We start from the raw sequence: 16,328 nt of genomic DNA, 5'->3' as shown, positions 1-16,328 counted from the left end.
ATGTCGCCACGATCGGGGGCTTACAACCAGCGCCGCACGCGTGCGCAATAGGTGCTGTATTGGCGGCCGAATTCGTTGCGCAGGCGCGCCTCTTCGAACGGAATCACATACAGCTGCAGGGCCAGCCAGGGCAGCGGCAGCAAGGCGACCGCCCACAGCAGGCCAAGCTGCAGGCACAGGCCCACATAGCTGAGCACCAGCGCCAGGTACATCGGGTTGCGGGTGAAGCGATACGGGCCCTCCAGCACCAGCCGTGAGGGATGGCCGCTGGGCATGATGGTGGTGCGCCGACGCGCGAACAGGATGAAGCAGCTCACTGCCAGCGCCAGGCCGAGACAGGCGATCATGCCGCCGGCCAGCTCGATCCAGGCCAACGGCGTTGGCGCGGGCAATGGCAGCTGCAGTGCGCTCTGCAGCCAGGCGCCCATGCCCAGGGCCAGCGCGAAGTGCGCAGGCGAGGTGATCTTGACCAGCCATGGCGCCCGCGAAACGCGGGTGTCGCTGTGTCCATACGGCTGGTTGCTCACGACGGTTCTCCCTGCATCGGCCGCCATCCTAACGTTTCCTTGACATGGACGGGAGTACGCGCAGGCCGAAGTGCGGGCTGTGCTGCACACGAGGATCCACAACGTCGGTCCGTGGTCATCGATGCATGGCCAAGGGTCGAGGGATTCAGGTGGCGTCGGCAAGGTGCGGCGCCGGTGTTCTAGGGCGCAGTGCCACCGGACGTCGCCGCGGCCCCACGCGTGTGCATGCTGGGAAGTGCGGGGAAGGCCCGCGCGATGACTGGATCGACCAAAACACACAGGCCGCGCTGTGGGCGCGGCCTGTGTGTGCAAACCAACGCTGTGTGATCGGTCAGGGCAGACCGGCCAGCCAGTCGTCGTCGGAGCCTTCGTTGATGTCGGCAAACAGCGGCGTGGAGAAATAGCGCTCGCCGGTGTCGGGCAGCATCGCCAGCACCACCGCGCCGGGCACTGCGCTTTCGGCCACGCGCAAAGCGGTGGCGACGGTGGCACCGCCGGAGATGCCGGTGAAGATGCCTTCTTCGGCGGCCAGGCGGCGCGCCACGCTGATCGCGTCGGTGTCTTCCACGCTCAGCACTTCGTGGGCGACCTCGCGGTTGAGCACTTCCGGCACGAAGTCCGGGGTCCAGCCCTGGATCTTGTGCGGCTTCCAGTCCTGGCCCTGCAATAGCGCAGCGCCGGCCGGTTCGGTGGCGGTGATGCGCACTTCCGGGCGGGCCACGCGCAGCACTTCGCCCACGCCGGTGAGCGTGCCGCCAGTGCCCCAGCCGGTGACGAAATGGTCCAGCCGGTGGCCGGCGAAGTCGCGCAGGATTTCGGCCGCAGTGGTATTGCGGTGGTAGGCCGGATTGGCCGGGTTGGCGAACTGGCTGGCCAGGAACCAGCCATGCTGCTCGGCCAGCTCCCTGGCCTTGCGCACCATGCCGCTGCCGCGCTCGGCCGCCGGGGTCAGGATCACCTTGGCGCCATAGGCGCGCATCAGCTTGCGGCGCTCGATCGAGAAGGTTTCCACCATGGTGGCGACGAACTTGTAGCCGCGTGCGGCGGCCACCATCGCCAGCGCCACGCCGGTATTGCCCGAGGTGGCTTCGACAATGGTGTCGCCGGGCTTGAGCAGGCCGCGCTGTTCGGCATCGAGGATGATCGCCAGCGCCAGGCGGTCCTTGACCGAGCCGCCCGGATTGAACGACTCGACCTTGACGTACAGGGTCACGTGCTCGGGCGCGAGCCGGTTGAGTTTGACCACCGGGGTGCGGCCGATGGTGTCGAGGATGTTGTCGTACAGGGCCATGGGGTCTCCGTCGGAATCAGGCTGCGTGGGCGAGTGTGGGCGCGTCGGGCGTTGCGATGGGTGAGTGCGGGGGCGGCTGCGCGGTCAGCGGCGCTGCGCCGAACCAGTGCAGGCTGGCGGCCAGCCCGGCGACCTCGCCCAGGATCAGCAACGCCGGGGCGCGCACGGCGTGCTGCTGCGCGGTGGCGGCCAGGCTGGCGAGGGTGCCGGTGATCACGCGTTGCTGCGGGCGCGAGCCGTTTTCCACCAGCGCGAACGGGGTGGTGGGTGCGCGGCCGGCCTGCAGCAGGCGTTGCTGGATGCCGTCCAGGCCGGCCACGCCCATGTAGAACGCCAGTGTCTGGCGTTCCTGGCCGAGCGCCTGCCAGTCCAGGGTGTCCAGCGAATCCTTGCAGTGCGCGGTGATCAACCGCAGCGATTGCGCATGGTCGCGGTGAGTGAGCGGAATGCCGGCATAGGCGGCGCAGGCGATCGCGGCGGTGATGCCGGGAATGACCTGGAAGCCGATGCCGTGCGCGCGCAGGAATTCCAGCTCTTCGCCGCCGCGGCCGAACACGAACGGGTCGCCGCCCTTGAGCCGCACCACGCGGCGCCCGGCGCGCGCGTGCTCGCGCATCAGTGCGTGGATCTGCTCCTGGCGCGTGCTGTGGCCCTGGGCGGCCTTGCCGACTTCCACGCGCAGCGCATCGCGCCGGGCCAGTTGCAGGATCTGCGGGCTGACCAGGCGATCGTAGAGCAGCACATCGGCCTGACGCAGCGCGCGCACGGCATGCCGGGTGAGCAGGCCGGGATCGCCGGGGCCGGCACCGACCAGGGTCACGCTGCCGGGCAAGAGTCGGCCGACCGCAGGGCGCGGCACCGGGGGCCGTGCGGGCGGCGCTGCCGACTCGGCGGGCGTGGCGTCGTGGGTAAGCAGGCGGCGCGCGCTGGCCGCGGCACGCAGGGCATCGTTGAGATCCGGCGCGGTGCTGGCGGCGATGGTGAGCCAGACCGGTTGATCGGGCAGCTCCAGCCATGCCGGCTCGAACCGTCCCACCAGCCAACGCAGCCGCCCGGCCTGCGCCCAGTCGCGCAGTTGCGGGCTGAGTTCCGGCGCGCCCACCAATGGCACGGCGCCTGCCTGCAGCAGCGCGGCGGTGGCGTGCTCGGCCTCGGCGCCGCCGCCGATCACCAGGACGGCACGGCCACGCAGGTCGGCAAGAAGCGGGAACACAGAGGGCACGGCCAGCGCATCGAGAGGGGAGGGCCAGACCGTAACGCCGGCATATAGCGGTCGGAAATGACTTCATACACCCTGAAAATAGCGTTCGGTTATAAGCTGGCCCGCAGAACTCCTCTACAGTCGAGTCCTTGGTGGCGCCTCGCGCTTTTTTGGATATAAGCCCATGACGCTGACCCAACTTCGCTATCTGGTCGCCATCGCCGATGCCGAGCTCAACATCACGCTCGCCGCCGCGCGTGTGCATGCGACCCAGCCCGGTCTGTCCAAGCAGCTCAAGCAGCTGGAGGACGAACTGGGCTTTCTGCTGTTCGTGCGCAAGGGACGCAGCCTGGATGCGGTGACGCCGGCCGGCGTGGAAGTGATCGAGCGCGCGCGCTCGGTGCTGTCGGAAGCCAACAACATCCGCACCTACGCGGCCAACCAGCGCCGCGAGAGCCAGGGCCAGCTGACCCTGACCACCACCCACACCCAGGCGCGTTTCGTGCTGCCGCCGGCGGTGGCGCAGATCAAGCACGCCTACCCGCAGGTCAGCGTGCACCTGCAGCAGGCCGCCGAAAGTGCGGCGCTGGATCTGCTCAGCCAGGGCGATGCGGATATCGCAGTGGTCAGCACCGCCGGCGGCGAACCGAGCGCCGGCATCGCGGTGCCGCTGTATCGCTGGCGCCGGCTGGTGATCGTGCCGCGCGGCCATGCGCTGGATCAGGTGCGCACCGCGCCGGACATGCAGGCCTTGTCGCAGCACCCGTTGATCAGCTACGAATCCTCCACGCGGCCGGGCTCGTCGCTGCAGCGCGCATTCGCGCAGGTCGGGCTGGAGCCGAGCATCGCGCTGACCGCGCTGGATGCGGACCTGATCAAGACCTATGTGCGTGCCGGGCTGGGCGTCGGGCTGGTGGCGGAGATGGCGGTGAGCGCCAGCGACGAGGACCTGCGCGCCTGGCCGGCACCGGCGCCGATCGCCGAGTGCATTGCCTGGGCAGTGCTGCCGCGCGACCGCGTGCTACGCGACTACGCCCTGGATCTGGTGCACGTGCTGGCACCGCAGATCGACAAGCGCGACCTGCGCCGCGTGCTGGACGGCAACCAGGCCCCGGCCTGGCCGCTGCCGCCGACCTGGGAATCGCTGACCCAGACCATTACCAGCTGAGCTGCCTGCCGAAGATTGCAGCGCGTCTCGAGCACGCTTGCTCACGACGTCTGCTGTGTCGGGGGGAATGCTTCGGTCACTGAGGGGCGCCTGCACGCGTGCCGGCGTGGGACACGCCGCAAGTTCGTCCATGTAGGCTCTTATGCGGCATCCGTGCCGCATAAGGTCCCACGCCGGCACGCGCGCAAGCACCACCGATTGGTGTCGGGGTGTCTGCAGAAAAAGCGAAGGCATTGCCTGCCGATCTGCGGCCGCGTCGACCAAACTTGATCGTGACGTCTGCTGTGTCCGGGGGAATGCTTCGGTCACTGAGGGCGCCTGCACGCGTACCGGCATGGGACACGCCGCAAGTACGTCCATGTAGGCTCTTATGCGGCATCCATGCCGCATAAGGTCCCAGGCCGGTACGCGCGCAAGCACCTCCGAGTGGTGCCGGTGTCTGCATGAAAAGCGAAGGTGTTGCCTGCCGATATGGGGCCGCGTCGACCAAACTTGATCGTGACGTCTGCTGTGTCTGGGGGAATGCTTCGGTCACTGAGGGCGCGCGTGCACGCGTACCGGCGTGGGACACGCCGCAAGTACGTCCATGTAGCTCTTATGCGGCATCCATGCCGCATAAGGTCCCACGCCGGCACGCGCGCAAGACCACCGATTGGTGTCGGGGTGTTTGCAGGAAAAGCGAAGGCGTGGCCTGCGAATCAGTTGCGGTGAAGAGCGTATGCGGCACCTCGCATCGATCTACCCGCAGACGATCTCTGCCGGTTTCGGCTGCGGGCGCTTGCGCGCGTACCGGCATGACACACACCGCAAGTACGTCCACGTAGCAACCGTGCAGCTGCGTCATGCTGGCGGTCAGTGTGCGGAATCGATGGCGACTGTTCGTACACTGCGACCTGTGCGCCGGGAGTACTGCTGCGCGCGATCCCTGTTCGCCACTGTGAGGCACTGCAACCGATGACCGAGCCACTGCGTCCGCCCCTTAGCCGGCTGTGGTCGCCCGACCAGGACGGCGGTATGGCCTTGCAGCTGTCAGCAAGCGTCGAGGGCCGCGAGCATGCGGTACTGACGGTGCTGGCCGATTCCCGGGACGAATCGTTGTGGGTGGAACTGCAGGCTAACGGCACCCAGGTGCAGATTCCGCTGGCGGTGCTGCGCCAGCTGTTGGAGGTTGCGACGGAAGAGGTGCATTCGTCGGACTGGTTCGCGCGCCAGGATGCGGCCGATTCCGGGCTCTGAGACAGCCTGCGAACGCACATCGGAATGCTGCGCTGCAGCGTCCGCTTTCTAGAAAATCCTTGTTCTATCAATCGCTTGTGAAGCGGTGCGCGCTCGCCGAAATGCGCGCTGTCAGTGATTCCCCCTACAGCTGTCAGGGCCGTGGCGGCGGGGTGGCCTGGTCGCATCAAGTTGCGCGCTGCGCTGTCGTAAATCCTTATAGCAACCATCACGCGACACTCTCGGACGTCTAGGGGTGGACGGCGCAGGACCGGCGATGCGGCACATCGCATCTCCGGTTTGTTTGTCAGTGTCGCCAAGCGGTTGCTAGCGCTGTCGCATCACCGTTGCGCGAGGCTGCGCAATGGAACGACTGGCGCACCCGGGTCCCTGGGGAGAGACCTGGCGTGCTTGGCGGCGGATCCGGGTCGGGAGCCCGGGTCCGCCTTTTTTTTGCGCGGCATCGGCTGCATGGCGTTGCCGGTCTACGCAATGCCGGCAAGCAGCGCCCACCTGCTGCGCTGACTCGGTCTGGCCCGGCGCTACCGAGCGCGCTGGTCAGGCCAGCGGAATGCGTACCGAAAAGCAGGTGCCGCCGCCCGGGCGTGGGCGTACATCCACTTCGCAGCCCAGGGTCTCGGCGGTGCGGTGCACGATCCACAGGCCGATGCCCAACCCGTCGCTGCGTGGGTCGGCCTGGCGGAAGGCCTGGAACACCTGTTCGGGGTGGTCCAGGTTCAGGCCGATGCCGCTGTCGATGATTTCCACCACCGCGTGGCCGGGGCGACGCCGGACGCCGACCAGCACGCGCCCGCGTTCGGTGTACTTGACCGCGTTGCCGATCAGATTGCCGAGCAAGGTGGTCAGCAGCGTGGGGTGGCTGCGCACGCGTAGCGAGGTGGGCACGTGGCGCAAGGCCAGGCACTTGTCGATCGCCGGTTGCCGCCACACACCCAGCACCGAATGCAGCACATCTTCCAGCGCCAGCGGTTGCAGATCCGGCGTGGCGGTCTCGCTGGCGGCCGCCAGGGCGGCCAGCTCGTCGAGGTTGCGTGCCACCAGATTGATCGCATCGCGCGCGGTGACCAGGGTCGGCACCGAATCGACATTGGCATGCCGGCGCATCTTGTCGATGGCGTAGGCGGCGGTGCGCAGCGGGGTCTTCAGGTCGTGCCCGGCGATGGCCATCAGACGACTGCGGTAGCGGTCGGATTCTTCGGCCACCTGCAGCGCGCGGCGCAGTTCCAGCTGTGCCATGGTCTGGCGCGCGAGTGCGCGCAGCGCATCGACCTGTTCGGCACTGAGCTGGCGCGGTTGGCGGTCGAGCACGCAAACCGTGCCCAGCGGCAGACCTTCGCTGGTCTTGAGCACGGCACCGGCATAGAAATGCAACGGCGCCTCGCCGGTCACCAACGGATTGCGCGCGAAGCGCACATCCTCGCGGGTGTCCGGCACCACCAGCACGTCGCTGTCGAGCAGTGCGTGTGCGCACATCGACTTGAATAGCGGCGTTTCGCGCTCGCCCATGCCGAGTTCGCTCTTGAACCACTGCCGCTCGGCATCCACCAGGCTGATCAGCGCGATCGGGGTCTGGCAGATGATCGAGGCCAGCCTGGTGATGTCTTCGAAGGCGGCCTCGCGCGGCGTGTCGAGAATGCCGTAACTGCGCAGCGCCTGAAGGCGCAATGCCTCGCTCGGCGGCTTGGCAGCACAGGGAAGGGGCTCGGCCGCTGGGTCGGACAGGACGGTGCTCATGCGCGCGCAGGTGGATGGATGACGTATAAGCATAGGGCATGCCAGGGCCTGCCATGTGCGCGCTGTCACGTCCACTGCTGGAACTGTGACTACCGACCTCGACAACGGCGGTGCATCGATCCTTCAGGGTTGTACCTGTGCGTCGGCGATTTTCGCGATCAGGCCGGCAGATGTCGCCCGACCAGAACGCGCGTCACTGGGCATTCTGTCCGGCGGGTCGACCGCTGCTGACGGGTGCGACATGCGGTCGCGCACCGGCCGCCACCATCGCCCCTGCGGCACGCGGCGGCTTACACTCGCGCAATGCCTTCGCTCCGCCGCCACCCTTGCCTGCATCTGCTTGCCTGTCTGGCGGTGCTGCTGATGCTGGTGGCGCCGCTGGTCAGCCGTTGGAGCCAGGCGCAGTCGCCTGAGCCGATGTGTATGAGCGGGCCGGCGCTGGACGCCGGTGGGTCGCTGCATACCGATCATCAGGCCCTGCCGGCGCAGACGGCCGCGCACCATCACGCCGCCGCTGCATCGCCCGCCAAGCCGAACACCGGCGACCACGCCGGCGCGCATGGTGAAGCCTGCGATTACTGCGTGCTGGCCGCGCGCCTGCTGCCGTGGCTGGCGTTGCTGGTGCTGTGCCTGCTGCAAGCGCGGCCAGCGCCGGCGCCGGTGCACAGGCAGGCGCGCGCAGCATCGACGGTGCGCTGGGCCGCACTCGGGGCACGTGGGCCGCCGCTGTACGCGTGAGTCTGGCCCCATCGCGGGCGTCCGTTGCGTTGTAGCGATTGCGTGCCGGATCTTCCGGCGCGCCTGCATGCAGTCGCATGGACGACCCGCTCTCCTGAAGTGATGCCTGTGCCCGCTGTGTTGCCGCGGTGCACGGCGGTGTTGCCGTGCCGGCACGGCGAAGGGTTGGTCATGCGGTTGCGATTATTGAAAACGCTGTGGTACGCGCCATCGTTGGCGCTGGTATGGGGGCCTGTCTGCACTGTGCAGGCGCAGGATGCGGCATTGACCCTGGGCAAGGTGCAGGTGAGCGCGCAACCCCAGCGCAGCCCGAGCACGGCACGCGTGCTGAGTTCGGTGGATGTGATCGGTGGCGAGCTGCTGCACGATCAGCACGTGGACTACAGCTGGGAGCTGTTGATGCGTGCGCCGGGCGTGCAGGTCACCCAGTTCCGCATGGGCACCGATGCGGGGCGGTTCTCGTTCCGTGGTTTCAATGGCGAGGGACGCATCAATGCGGTGAAGCTGCTGATCGACGGCATCCCCAGCAACGACAATGCCGGCGGCATGCCGTATCTGGATGCGGTGTTTGCGCAGGACATCAGCGCGATCGAGATCGTGCGCGGCACCAACGATGCGCGCTACGGTCTGCATGCGATCGCCGGCAGCGTGGATGTGCTGACCCGTACCGGCGGCAACGATGGCCGCCTGAGCGTGACGGCGGGCAGTTTCGGTACGCGCGAGGTGCAGTTGGGCAAGGGCTTCGAACATGGCGCATGGAGCCAAAACTATGTGCTGGCCTGGCGCGATTCCGATGGTTATCGCGAACACGCCGACGCGCGCAAACGCAGCGTGGCCGGCAAATGGTTCTATACCGACCCCGATGGCGGCTTCCGTGCCGGGCTCACCACGCGTTACTACGACAATCACGCACTGGAAGCCGGCTATCTGGATGCGGCCAGCGCACGCGCGGCGCCACGTAGTTCTCCGGCGTATGCGCAGGACGATCGCAGCGAACGCCAGCTGCGGCAGACCTCGTTGCACGCGGACGGCACGCTGGGCGCCGCTGCGCAGTGGAGCGCCAAGGCCTACCAGAACGATTACCGCAATCGGCGCTGGGTGCGCTTTTCCGCAGCCGGCCTGCAGCAGGAACGCGATACCGATGAAACCCATCGCGGCCTGCTGTTGCGCGGCAACTGGCAGCCGGATTGGGGCGCGCTGGCGGCCAATCTGGAAGCCGGCGTGGATGCGCAGTGGCAGGACAATCAGTCGCAGCGCTACCGCACCGTGGCCCGGGTGCGCGGCGCGCAATTGCGCGATTGGGACTACGACCTGCGCACGCGCGGGGCTTACGTACAGGCGGTGCTGACCCCGGTCGAGCGGCTGCAGTTGGTGCCGGGCTATCGCATCGACCGTGTCGATGGGCAACTGCACGATGTGCGTGCCGGCATTTACGCACCGACGTACGACTACGGCACCATCAAGCAGCCCAAGTTCAGTGCCAGCTATCGGCTGGCCGGGCAAAGCAGCGTGTACGCGAACTGGGGGCGCAGCTTCCAGATCGGCAGCGGCGATGGCGCGTACCGGCGCCAGCCGGCAAATCTCGGCCCGTCGATCAATGACGGCTGGGAGGCCGGTTTCAAGTTCGCGCCATCGGCGCTGATGGACGGCCGCCTGGCGTATTGGGAGCAACGCGCTTCCGGCGAAGTCGCCACCATCCTGGGCGTCAATGGCGTGGCCGGTGTCGGCGATGTGGCCAATGTCGGGCGCACGCTGCGGCGCGGCTGGGATGCGCAACTGAACCTGCAGCCGGCCGAACACTGGCGGGCCTGGATGTCGTATTCGCGGCAGAAGGCCAGCATTGCCACGCCGGACCCGAGTGCGCCGGCCACGCGCGGCAAGGAGATCGAAAACGTGCCGCATTGGCTGGCCACCGCCGGGCTGGAATGGCAGCTCACCGCGGCGGTGCAGCTGAGCGCCTGGGGCAATGCGCAAGGCGATTATTATCTGGAGCGCAGCAATACGCTGGGGCGCACCGGTGGTTACGCCCTGCTCAATCTGGGCGCGCGCTGGAACCTGGATGCACGCAACGCGCTCAGCCTGCAGCTGCGCAATGTCACCGATCGCGCGTACGTGTATGCGTGGTACGACACCGGTAGTTCCGGCTATTCGCCGGGCGATGGACGTGCGTTGTCGCTGTCCTGGGACTGGAGCTTCTGATGCGCGCAATCATGGGCGATGGCCGCGTCACCGATCCGCGCCGGGATGGCCGCTGGCGCTTCTATCGCGCGGTGTGGCGCTGGCACTTCTATGCCGGTTTGCTGGTGCTGCCCTTCATCGTCTGGCTGGCGCTGACCGGTGCGGCATTCCTGTACCAGGATGCGATCGACCGCAGCGTGCACCATGGCTTGAAGGTCGTATCGGTGGGCGAGCGGCGGGTGTCTGCGCAACGCCTGGTCGATGCGGCGCAGCGCAGGTATGGCGGCAGCTTGTTTCGTTACACCACGCCCGCACGTGCCGATGCCAGTGCCGAGATCGGGCTGGTCGACACGCACGCTGTGCGGCAGGTGGTGTATGTCGACCCGTATCGCGCACACGTGCTCGGCGCGCTGCCCGAGCACGGCACCCTGGCCTGGACGATCCGCCGGTTGCACAGTCTTGAGTTGATCGGGCCGCTTGCGCGCGGCCTGATCGAAATGGCGGCGGGCTGGGCGATCGTGCTGGTGTTGACCGGTGTGTATCTGTGGTGGCCGCGCGGGCGCCGCGGCGGGGTGGTCAGCGTGCGCGGCACGCCGGGGCAGCGGCTGTTCTGGCGCGATCTGCATACGGTCACCGGTGCCGGCGTCGGGGCGGTGTTGCTGTTCCTGGCGCTGACTGGGATGCCGTGGTCGTGGCTGTGGGGCGCGCAGGTCAATCGCTGGGTCAATGGGCAGGATTTCGGGTATCCGGCCGGTGTGCGGGTGCAGCAGCCGATGTCGCAACAGCGTTTGTCCGAGACGACCGATCCGGCGTGGTCGTTGCGGCAGGCGCGTGTGCCGGAGTCAGCGGTGCCTGGGCGTGGAGCCGCGGGGGTGGATGAGGGTCTGCATGACGGGCGGGTGGATGTGACGCTGGCGGATGCGGAACATTCGGAACATTCGGAACATTCGGGACACGCGGGACAGCCAAGCCCGTCAGAACATGCGGTGCAGTCGGAACATGCCGCGCACGGCGGCACCGGCAATGTCGCTGCGCCCGGTCACGGTGCAATCGGGCTGGATGCGGCGATGGCGCGGTTCGATGCGCTCGGCATCGTACCGGGCTACAGCGTCTCGCCACCGCGTGGCGCCACCGGGGTGTACACCGCCTCGGTCTATCCGGCCGACCTGCAGCGCCAGCGCGTGATCCATCTGGATCAGTACAGCGGTGCGGTGCTGCTGGACATGCGCTATCGCGATTACGGGCCAGTGGGGCGCGCGCTGGAATGGGGCATCAACGTGCATCTGGGCCAGCAATACGGCACCGCCAATCAGTTGATTTTGTTGTTTGCGTGCGCGGCGATCGTGTTGTTATGCGTCAGCGCCGGGGTGATGTGGTGGAAGCGTCGCCCGGTCGGTGGATTGGGCGTGCCGCCGCTGCCGGCCGATCCGCGCACGCTGCGCGGTCTGCTGGTGCTGCTGGTGATCTGCGGGCTGATCTTCCCGCTGGTCGGGGTGTCGTTATTGCTGATGTGGCTGTTCGACCGCTACTGGATGCAGCGCAGTCAGGCACGTGTTCCCGCGGCATGAGCACGTGCGCGTCACCTAATGCGCTGCGGACGCGCCGAGTCAGGGATGCGCTTGGCGGTGTGCCCACCGGCAAACTTGACGCGTAGTGGTGCAGGCCCGCTTCGTAACGAGCGCGCGCTGCGCCGCGCTCAGATGTCCTCGTGGATGCCGCATTCGCGCTTCAACCCGAAGAAGCGCGTGTCCTCCTCGCGCATGCCCGGCTCCCAGCGGCGTGTGGTGTGGAAGTCGCCGATGGACACGTAGCCTTGTTCCCATAGCGGATGGTAGGGCAGGTCGTGCGCCTGCAGGTATTGCCACACGTCGCGGTCGGTCCAGTCGGCGATCGGGCTGACCTTGTAGCGCTCACCGCGCTTTTGCACGATCGGCGTCTGTGCGCGGCCACCGGACTGGCTGCGGCGCAGGCCGGTGAACCAGGTGCCCACGTTGAGCTCGTCCAATGCGCGGCGCATCGGCTCGACCTTGCGCAGGTTGTTGTACTGGTCGATGCCGACCATGCCCTGTTCCCACAGGCGGCCATGGCGCGCTTCCATCCAGGCACGGCTGACCAGCGGGCGATAGACCTTGAGGTTGAGCTTGAGCCGGTCGGCCAGCGCATCGGCAAACCGATAGGTTTCCGGAAACAGGTAGCCGGTATCGATCAGGATCACCGGAATGTCCGGGCGCTGTTGGGTGAGCAGGTGCAGCGTGACCGCCGACTGCGCGCCGAAGCTGGACGACAGTGCCGCCTCCTGCGGGCCGTGTTGCAGTGCCCAGGCCACGCGCTCGTCGGCGCGCAGGCCTTCCAGTTGCGCGTTGAGCGCGTCCAGGTCGTCCAGCGCGGACGCAGTGATCGATGCAGCAGGCAGCGCGGTCATGCGAGCAATTCCAGGTCGAGGTGACGGTGTGTGGGGTAGGGCGGCAACGCGATCAGGCCGCTGCGATGCAGGAAATCGCCGAAGCCTTCGTCGCCGGCCTGATCGCGTTCGGCCGCATAGCGCGCCAGCAACGGTTCCAGTGCGGCGAGAATGTCCGCTTCGGTGATGTTTTCGCGGTACAGCGTGTTCAGGCGCTGGCCGCGGCGGTCGCCGCCCAGCATCAGGTTGTAGCGGCCGGGTGCCTTGCCCACCAACGCGATCTCGGCCAGATACGGGCGCGAGCAGCCATTCGGGCAGCCGGACAGGCGCAGCACGATCGGGGTGTCGGCCAGCCCATGTTGCTCCAGCACCGGCTGCAGGGCCGCGCTGAAATCGGGCAGGTAGCGTTCGGCCTCGGCCATCGCCAGCCCGCAGGTCGGCAGCGACACGCAGGCCATCGCGCCGCGTGCCAGCGCGGTGGGCGCGCGATTGCCGGCATCCAGGCCGTATTGCGCGACCAGGGCATCGACGCGCGCGCGCTCGCTGGCCAGCACGCCGGCGATGACCAGGTTCTGGTTGGGCGTCATGCGGAACTGGCCGACGTTCAATTGCGCAATCGCGCGCAGGCCGCTCAGGTGCGCAGCGGTGTCGGTATCGGCGATGCGCCCGGCAGGCAGGGCCAGGGTCAGATGCGACAGACCATCGTCGCCCTCGACCCAGCCGTAGCGATCGCCGTTGTGCTCGAACGCGAACTGCCTGGCGGGTTGCAACGCAAAGCCGGCACGACGTTCGATCTCGGCCACGATGGTGTCCAGGCCGTGATCGTCGATGGTGTACTTGAAGCGCGCGCGCTTGCGCACCGCACGGTTGCCGAAGTCGCGCTGGGTGGTGACCACGGCGGTGGCCACCTCCAGCAACTGATCGCGGGTGACGAACCCGACGACATTGGCCACGCGCGGCCAGGTTTCCGCATCGCCATGGCTGGCGCCCATGCCGCCGCCGATGCTGACGTTGTAGCCGAGCAATTCGCCGTCGCGCAGGATCGCGATGAAGCCCAGGTCGTTGGCGAATACGTCCACATCGTTGAGCGGCGGCGCGGCGAAACCGATCTTGAACTTGCGCGGCAGATAACGGTCGCCGTAGATCGGCTCTTCTTCGTTGCCGGAGCCTGACACGCGCTCTTCGTCCAGCCAGATCTCGTAATACGCACGGGTGTTGGGCAACAGATGCTCGGACACCCGCGCGGCATCGGCATACAGCGTGGCATGCGCCTGCGACAGCAGCGGATTGGCCGCGACCTGCACATTGCGATTGACATCGCCGCAGGCGGCCAGCGTATCGATCAAGGTGGCGTTGATCGCCTGCATGGTCGCCTTGAGCTCGCGCTTGATCACGCCGTGGAACTGGAACGCCTGGCGCGTGGTGATGCGCAGCGAATGATTGGCGTAACGCGTGGCGATGCCATCCAGCGCCAGCCACTGCGTGGGCGAGATCACCCCACCCGGCGTACGGGTGCGGATCATGAATTGATACGCCGGTTCGAGCTTCTGCCGACGCCGCTCATCGCGGATGTCGCGATCGTCCTGCTGGTAGCTGCCGTGGTACTTGATCAGGGTCTGATCGTCCTCGCGCAACGCACCGGTCACCGCATCGGCCAGGCTCTGTTCCAGCGACCCGCGCAGACGGCGACTTTCGGATTTGATGTCTTCGACAGAATGGCTCATGGGAATCGGGAATAGGGAATAGGGAATCGTAGAAAGCTGCTTGGTCTGCCGGGAAAGCTCAGTTGCGGGCTGTATCCATTCCCGATTCCCCAATCCCGATTCCCAGCACTAATAGACATCACGCGCATACCGCCCCTCCACCTGCAGCTGGGTGAGATACGCCGCGGCGGCTTCGGCATCGAGTGCGCCGTGGGTGGCGACGATGTCGAGCAGGGCGGCGTGCACGTCCTTGCCCATGCCGATGGCGCCGCATACGTACAGATGCGCACCGCCCTGCAGCCAGGCGTAGACCTCGGCGCCGCGCGCGCGCAGGCGATGCTGTACATAGATCTTTTCGGCCTGGTCACGCGAGAACGCGACTTCCAGCGCGTGCAGTTCGCCGCGCTGCAAGGCCTGTTGCCATTCGGCCTGATACAGGAAATCGGTATTGAAATGCTGGGCGCCGAAGAACAGCCAGTTGCGGCCCTTGGCGCCGGTTTCGGCGCGCTCCTGCACGAAGCCGCGGAACGGCGCCACGCCGGTGCCCGGGCCGATCATCAGGATGTCGCGATCGGTATCGGCCGGCAGCCGAAAGCGCGCGTTCGGCTCGATGTAGACCGGTGCGGTATCGCCTTCGCGCAATGCGGCCAGAAAGCCGCTGGCCGAGCCCAGGTGCGCATGCCCGTGCGCCTGATAGGTTAGTTCGTCCACCACCAGGTGCACTTCCTCGCCCACGCGCTTGCGGCTGGAGGCGATCGAGTACAGGCGCGGGGTGAGCGGACGCAGCGCGGCCAGCAGGCCGGCATGGTCCCAATCCGCCGGCCAGCGTCGCAGCACGTCGATCAACTGGTGATCGGCAAGCAATGACGCCAGGCCGGCGGTCTGGGTCGGGGCGAGCAGCGCTTGCAGCTCGTCGGCGCGCGCACGCTCGGCATGTGCGGCCAGCAGCGGCCGCGACAGCTTGGTCAGTTCGCGCCGGGTGGCCAGCCACTCGTGCAGGGCCAGAGTCTCTTCGCCGACGGTGACCGCGGCATGACTGTCTAAGCGCAGCGTTTCGAGCACCGCATCCACCAGCGCGGGCGGATTGCGATGGCGGATGCCCAGCGCATCGCCGGGCTCGTAGCTCAGTCCGCTGCCTTCCAGCGAAAATTCCAGATGGCGCACGCGCTTGCTCGGCAAGGCGTAGACGCGGAACTGCGGGCCCTTGAAGTCGCGCCCGCTGACGATCTGGTTGGCCAGCAATTCGGCGGGGAAGGGCTGCTGATGCGACCACACCGGTGCGGCTGCACTGCTGCGCAACGGCGTGATGGTGGCCGATGGCGGGCCGCCCCTGAGCTGCTCGCGTGCGTGCTTGAGCGCCTGCGTGCGCCAGGGCGCAGCGACGCTGTCGATATCCAGGTCGGCTTCGCCGCGCGGCTGCACGCGGCTGCCGCCAAGCTCGGCCAGGCGGTCGTCGATGCGGCGTGCGATGCCGCAGAAATCGGCGTAACTGGAATCGCCCAGGCCGAGCACCGCGTACTTGAGCTCGGGCAGCTTGGGCGCGCGGCGGCTGGCCAGGAATTCCACCAGCCCGATCGCGTCGTCCGGCGGGTCGCCTTCGCCCTGGGTGCTGATGACCACGTAGAGCAACCGCTCGCTGGCCAATTCGCGGGTGGGGTACTGATCGGCACGTAGCAGACGCACGCTCAGGCCGGCGGCCTCGGCCTCGGCCGCCAGCTGCTCGGCCTCCCGGCGTGCATTGCCGGTCTGGCTGCCGTACAGCACGGTCAGGCGCTGGCTTTCCTGTGCCGGCGCGTGCGGCTGGCCGCCCGGCAACACCGCCAGCGAGCGCGGCGGCTGGCCTTGTGCCAGCCCGGCGGTGTAGCCGGACAGCCACCACAGCGATGCGGCATCCAGGCCGTCGACCAACCGTTCCAGCAGCGCCTTGCGCTCGTCGGGCAAGGGGCTGGGCGGTAGCGCGGAACTGGCGGCGGTCATTCGGATCCAGGGCGGTTGATGAGACCAGTGATGTTAGGGAAGCGTTGCCGCGGCCAGAAAGGATGAGCCGTTATCGCGTTATGCCGGCCGCTTATTTGGGTGTGGGCGGCCCGCGCCACACACTGCGGCGCCTTGCCCTACCATCGGCTGGTCTGCCCGCCGACGCCCACGACA

Annotated in this window: 12 protein-coding genes; 5 read left to right on the top strand and 7 right to left on the bottom strand. The window is 67.5% G+C overall.

Annotated elements, in window-relative coordinates:
- Positions 1-20 precede the first annotated feature (20 nt).
- From ABQY74_RS15600 to cobA, 3 genes are all read right to left on the bottom strand, one after another.
- Positions 21-527: an isoprenylcysteine carboxylmethyltransferase family protein gene (locus ABQY74_RS15600; RefSeq protein WP_349792163.1), complete on the bottom strand. Its 507-nt coding sequence runs from the start codon at positions 525-527 to the stop codon at positions 21-23.
- Positions 528-858: 331 nt separating this feature from the next.
- Positions 859-1,818, bottom strand: coding sequence for a cysteine synthase A (cysK, locus tag ABQY74_RS15595; RefSeq protein ID WP_016902280.1), 960 nt, complete (start codon positions 1,816-1,818; stop codon positions 859-861).
- A 16-nt stretch (positions 1,819-1,834) separates the two neighbouring features.
- Positions 1,835-3,040, bottom strand: coding sequence for a uroporphyrinogen-III C-methyltransferase (cobA, locus tag ABQY74_RS15590; RefSeq protein WP_104559929.1), 1,206 nt, complete (start codon positions 3,038-3,040; stop codon positions 1,835-1,837).
- 163 nt (positions 3,041-3,203) lie between these two features.
- Here cobA and ABQY74_RS15585 point away from each other — a divergent pair, with 163 nt between their 5' ends.
- Together ABQY74_RS15585 and ABQY74_RS15580 are read left to right on the top strand one after the other, a co-directional pair.
- Positions 3,204-4,187 carry a LysR family transcriptional regulator gene (locus ABQY74_RS15585; RefSeq protein WP_349792161.1) on the top strand — a complete coding sequence of 328 codons (984 nt, stop codon included), beginning with the start codon at positions 3,204-3,206 and terminating at the stop codon, positions 4,185-4,187.
- A 954-nt stretch (positions 4,188-5,141) separates the two neighbouring features.
- Positions 5,142-5,423: a hypothetical protein gene (locus ABQY74_RS15580; protein ID WP_349792159.1), complete on the top strand. Its 282-nt coding sequence runs from the start codon at positions 5,142-5,144 to the stop codon at positions 5,421-5,423.
- Between the two features lie 537 nt (positions 5,424-5,960).
- Here ABQY74_RS15580 and ABQY74_RS15575 read toward each other — a convergent pair.
- Positions 5,961-7,157, bottom strand: coding sequence for a GAF domain-containing sensor histidine kinase (locus ABQY74_RS15575; RefSeq protein ID WP_349792157.1), 1,197 nt, complete (start codon positions 7,155-7,157; stop codon positions 5,961-5,963).
- Positions 7,158-7,460: 303 nt separating this feature from the next.
- On the opposite strand from ABQY74_RS15575, the gene ABQY74_RS15570 reads away from it, so the two are divergent.
- The 3 genes from ABQY74_RS15570 to ABQY74_RS15560 all read left to right on the top strand — a co-directional run bounded on the left by ABQY74_RS15570 (position 7,461) and on the right by ABQY74_RS15560 (position 11,641).
- On the top strand, positions 7,461-7,895 hold the full coding sequence (locus tag ABQY74_RS15570; protein ID WP_349792155.1) for a DUF2946 family protein: 435 nt from the start codon (positions 7,461-7,463) through the stop codon (positions 7,893-7,895).
- Positions 7,896-8,090: 195 nt separating this feature from the next.
- Positions 8,091-10,094, top strand: coding sequence for a TonB-dependent receptor (locus ABQY74_RS15565; protein WP_349792279.1), 2,004 nt, complete (start codon positions 8,091-8,093; stop codon positions 10,092-10,094).
- Positions 10,094-11,641, top strand: coding sequence for a PepSY domain-containing protein (locus ABQY74_RS15560; RefSeq protein WP_349792153.1), 1,548 nt, complete (start codon positions 10,094-10,096; stop codon positions 11,639-11,641). Before ABQY74_RS15565 ends, ABQY74_RS15560 begins: the two co-directional genes overlap by 1 nt.
- A 128-nt stretch (positions 11,642-11,769) precedes the next feature.
- Here the strand turns inward: ABQY74_RS15560 and ABQY74_RS15555 are convergent, their stop codons facing one another.
- The 3 genes from ABQY74_RS15555 to ABQY74_RS15545 form a co-directional block, all read right to left on the bottom strand.
- Complete coding sequence (locus ABQY74_RS15555; RefSeq protein WP_024940721.1) at positions 11,770-12,495, bottom strand: phosphoadenylyl-sulfate reductase; 726 nt, start codon at positions 12,493-12,495, stop codon at positions 11,770-11,772.
- Complete coding sequence (cysI, locus tag ABQY74_RS15550) at positions 12,492-14,198, bottom strand: assimilatory sulfite reductase (NADPH) hemoprotein subunit (RefSeq protein WP_039519314.1); 1,707 nt, start codon at positions 14,196-14,198, stop codon at positions 12,492-12,494. The genes ABQY74_RS15555 and cysI overlap by 4 nt, the downstream gene beginning before the upstream one ends.
- Before the next feature lie 108 nt (positions 14,199-14,306).
- Positions 14,307-16,154, bottom strand: a complete 1,848-nt coding sequence (locus tag ABQY74_RS15545; protein ID WP_349792150.1) for an assimilatory sulfite reductase (NADPH) flavoprotein subunit — start codon at positions 16,152-16,154, stop codon at positions 14,307-14,309.
- Between the last annotated feature and the right edge of the window lie 174 nt (positions 16,155-16,328).

The organism is Xanthomonas sp. WHRI 7064, assembly GCF_040202355.2.
GTDB lineage: Bacteria > Pseudomonadota > Gammaproteobacteria > Xanthomonadales > Xanthomonadaceae > Xanthomonas > Xanthomonas arboricola.
This window is presented reverse-complemented; position numbering and strand designations above follow the sequence as displayed.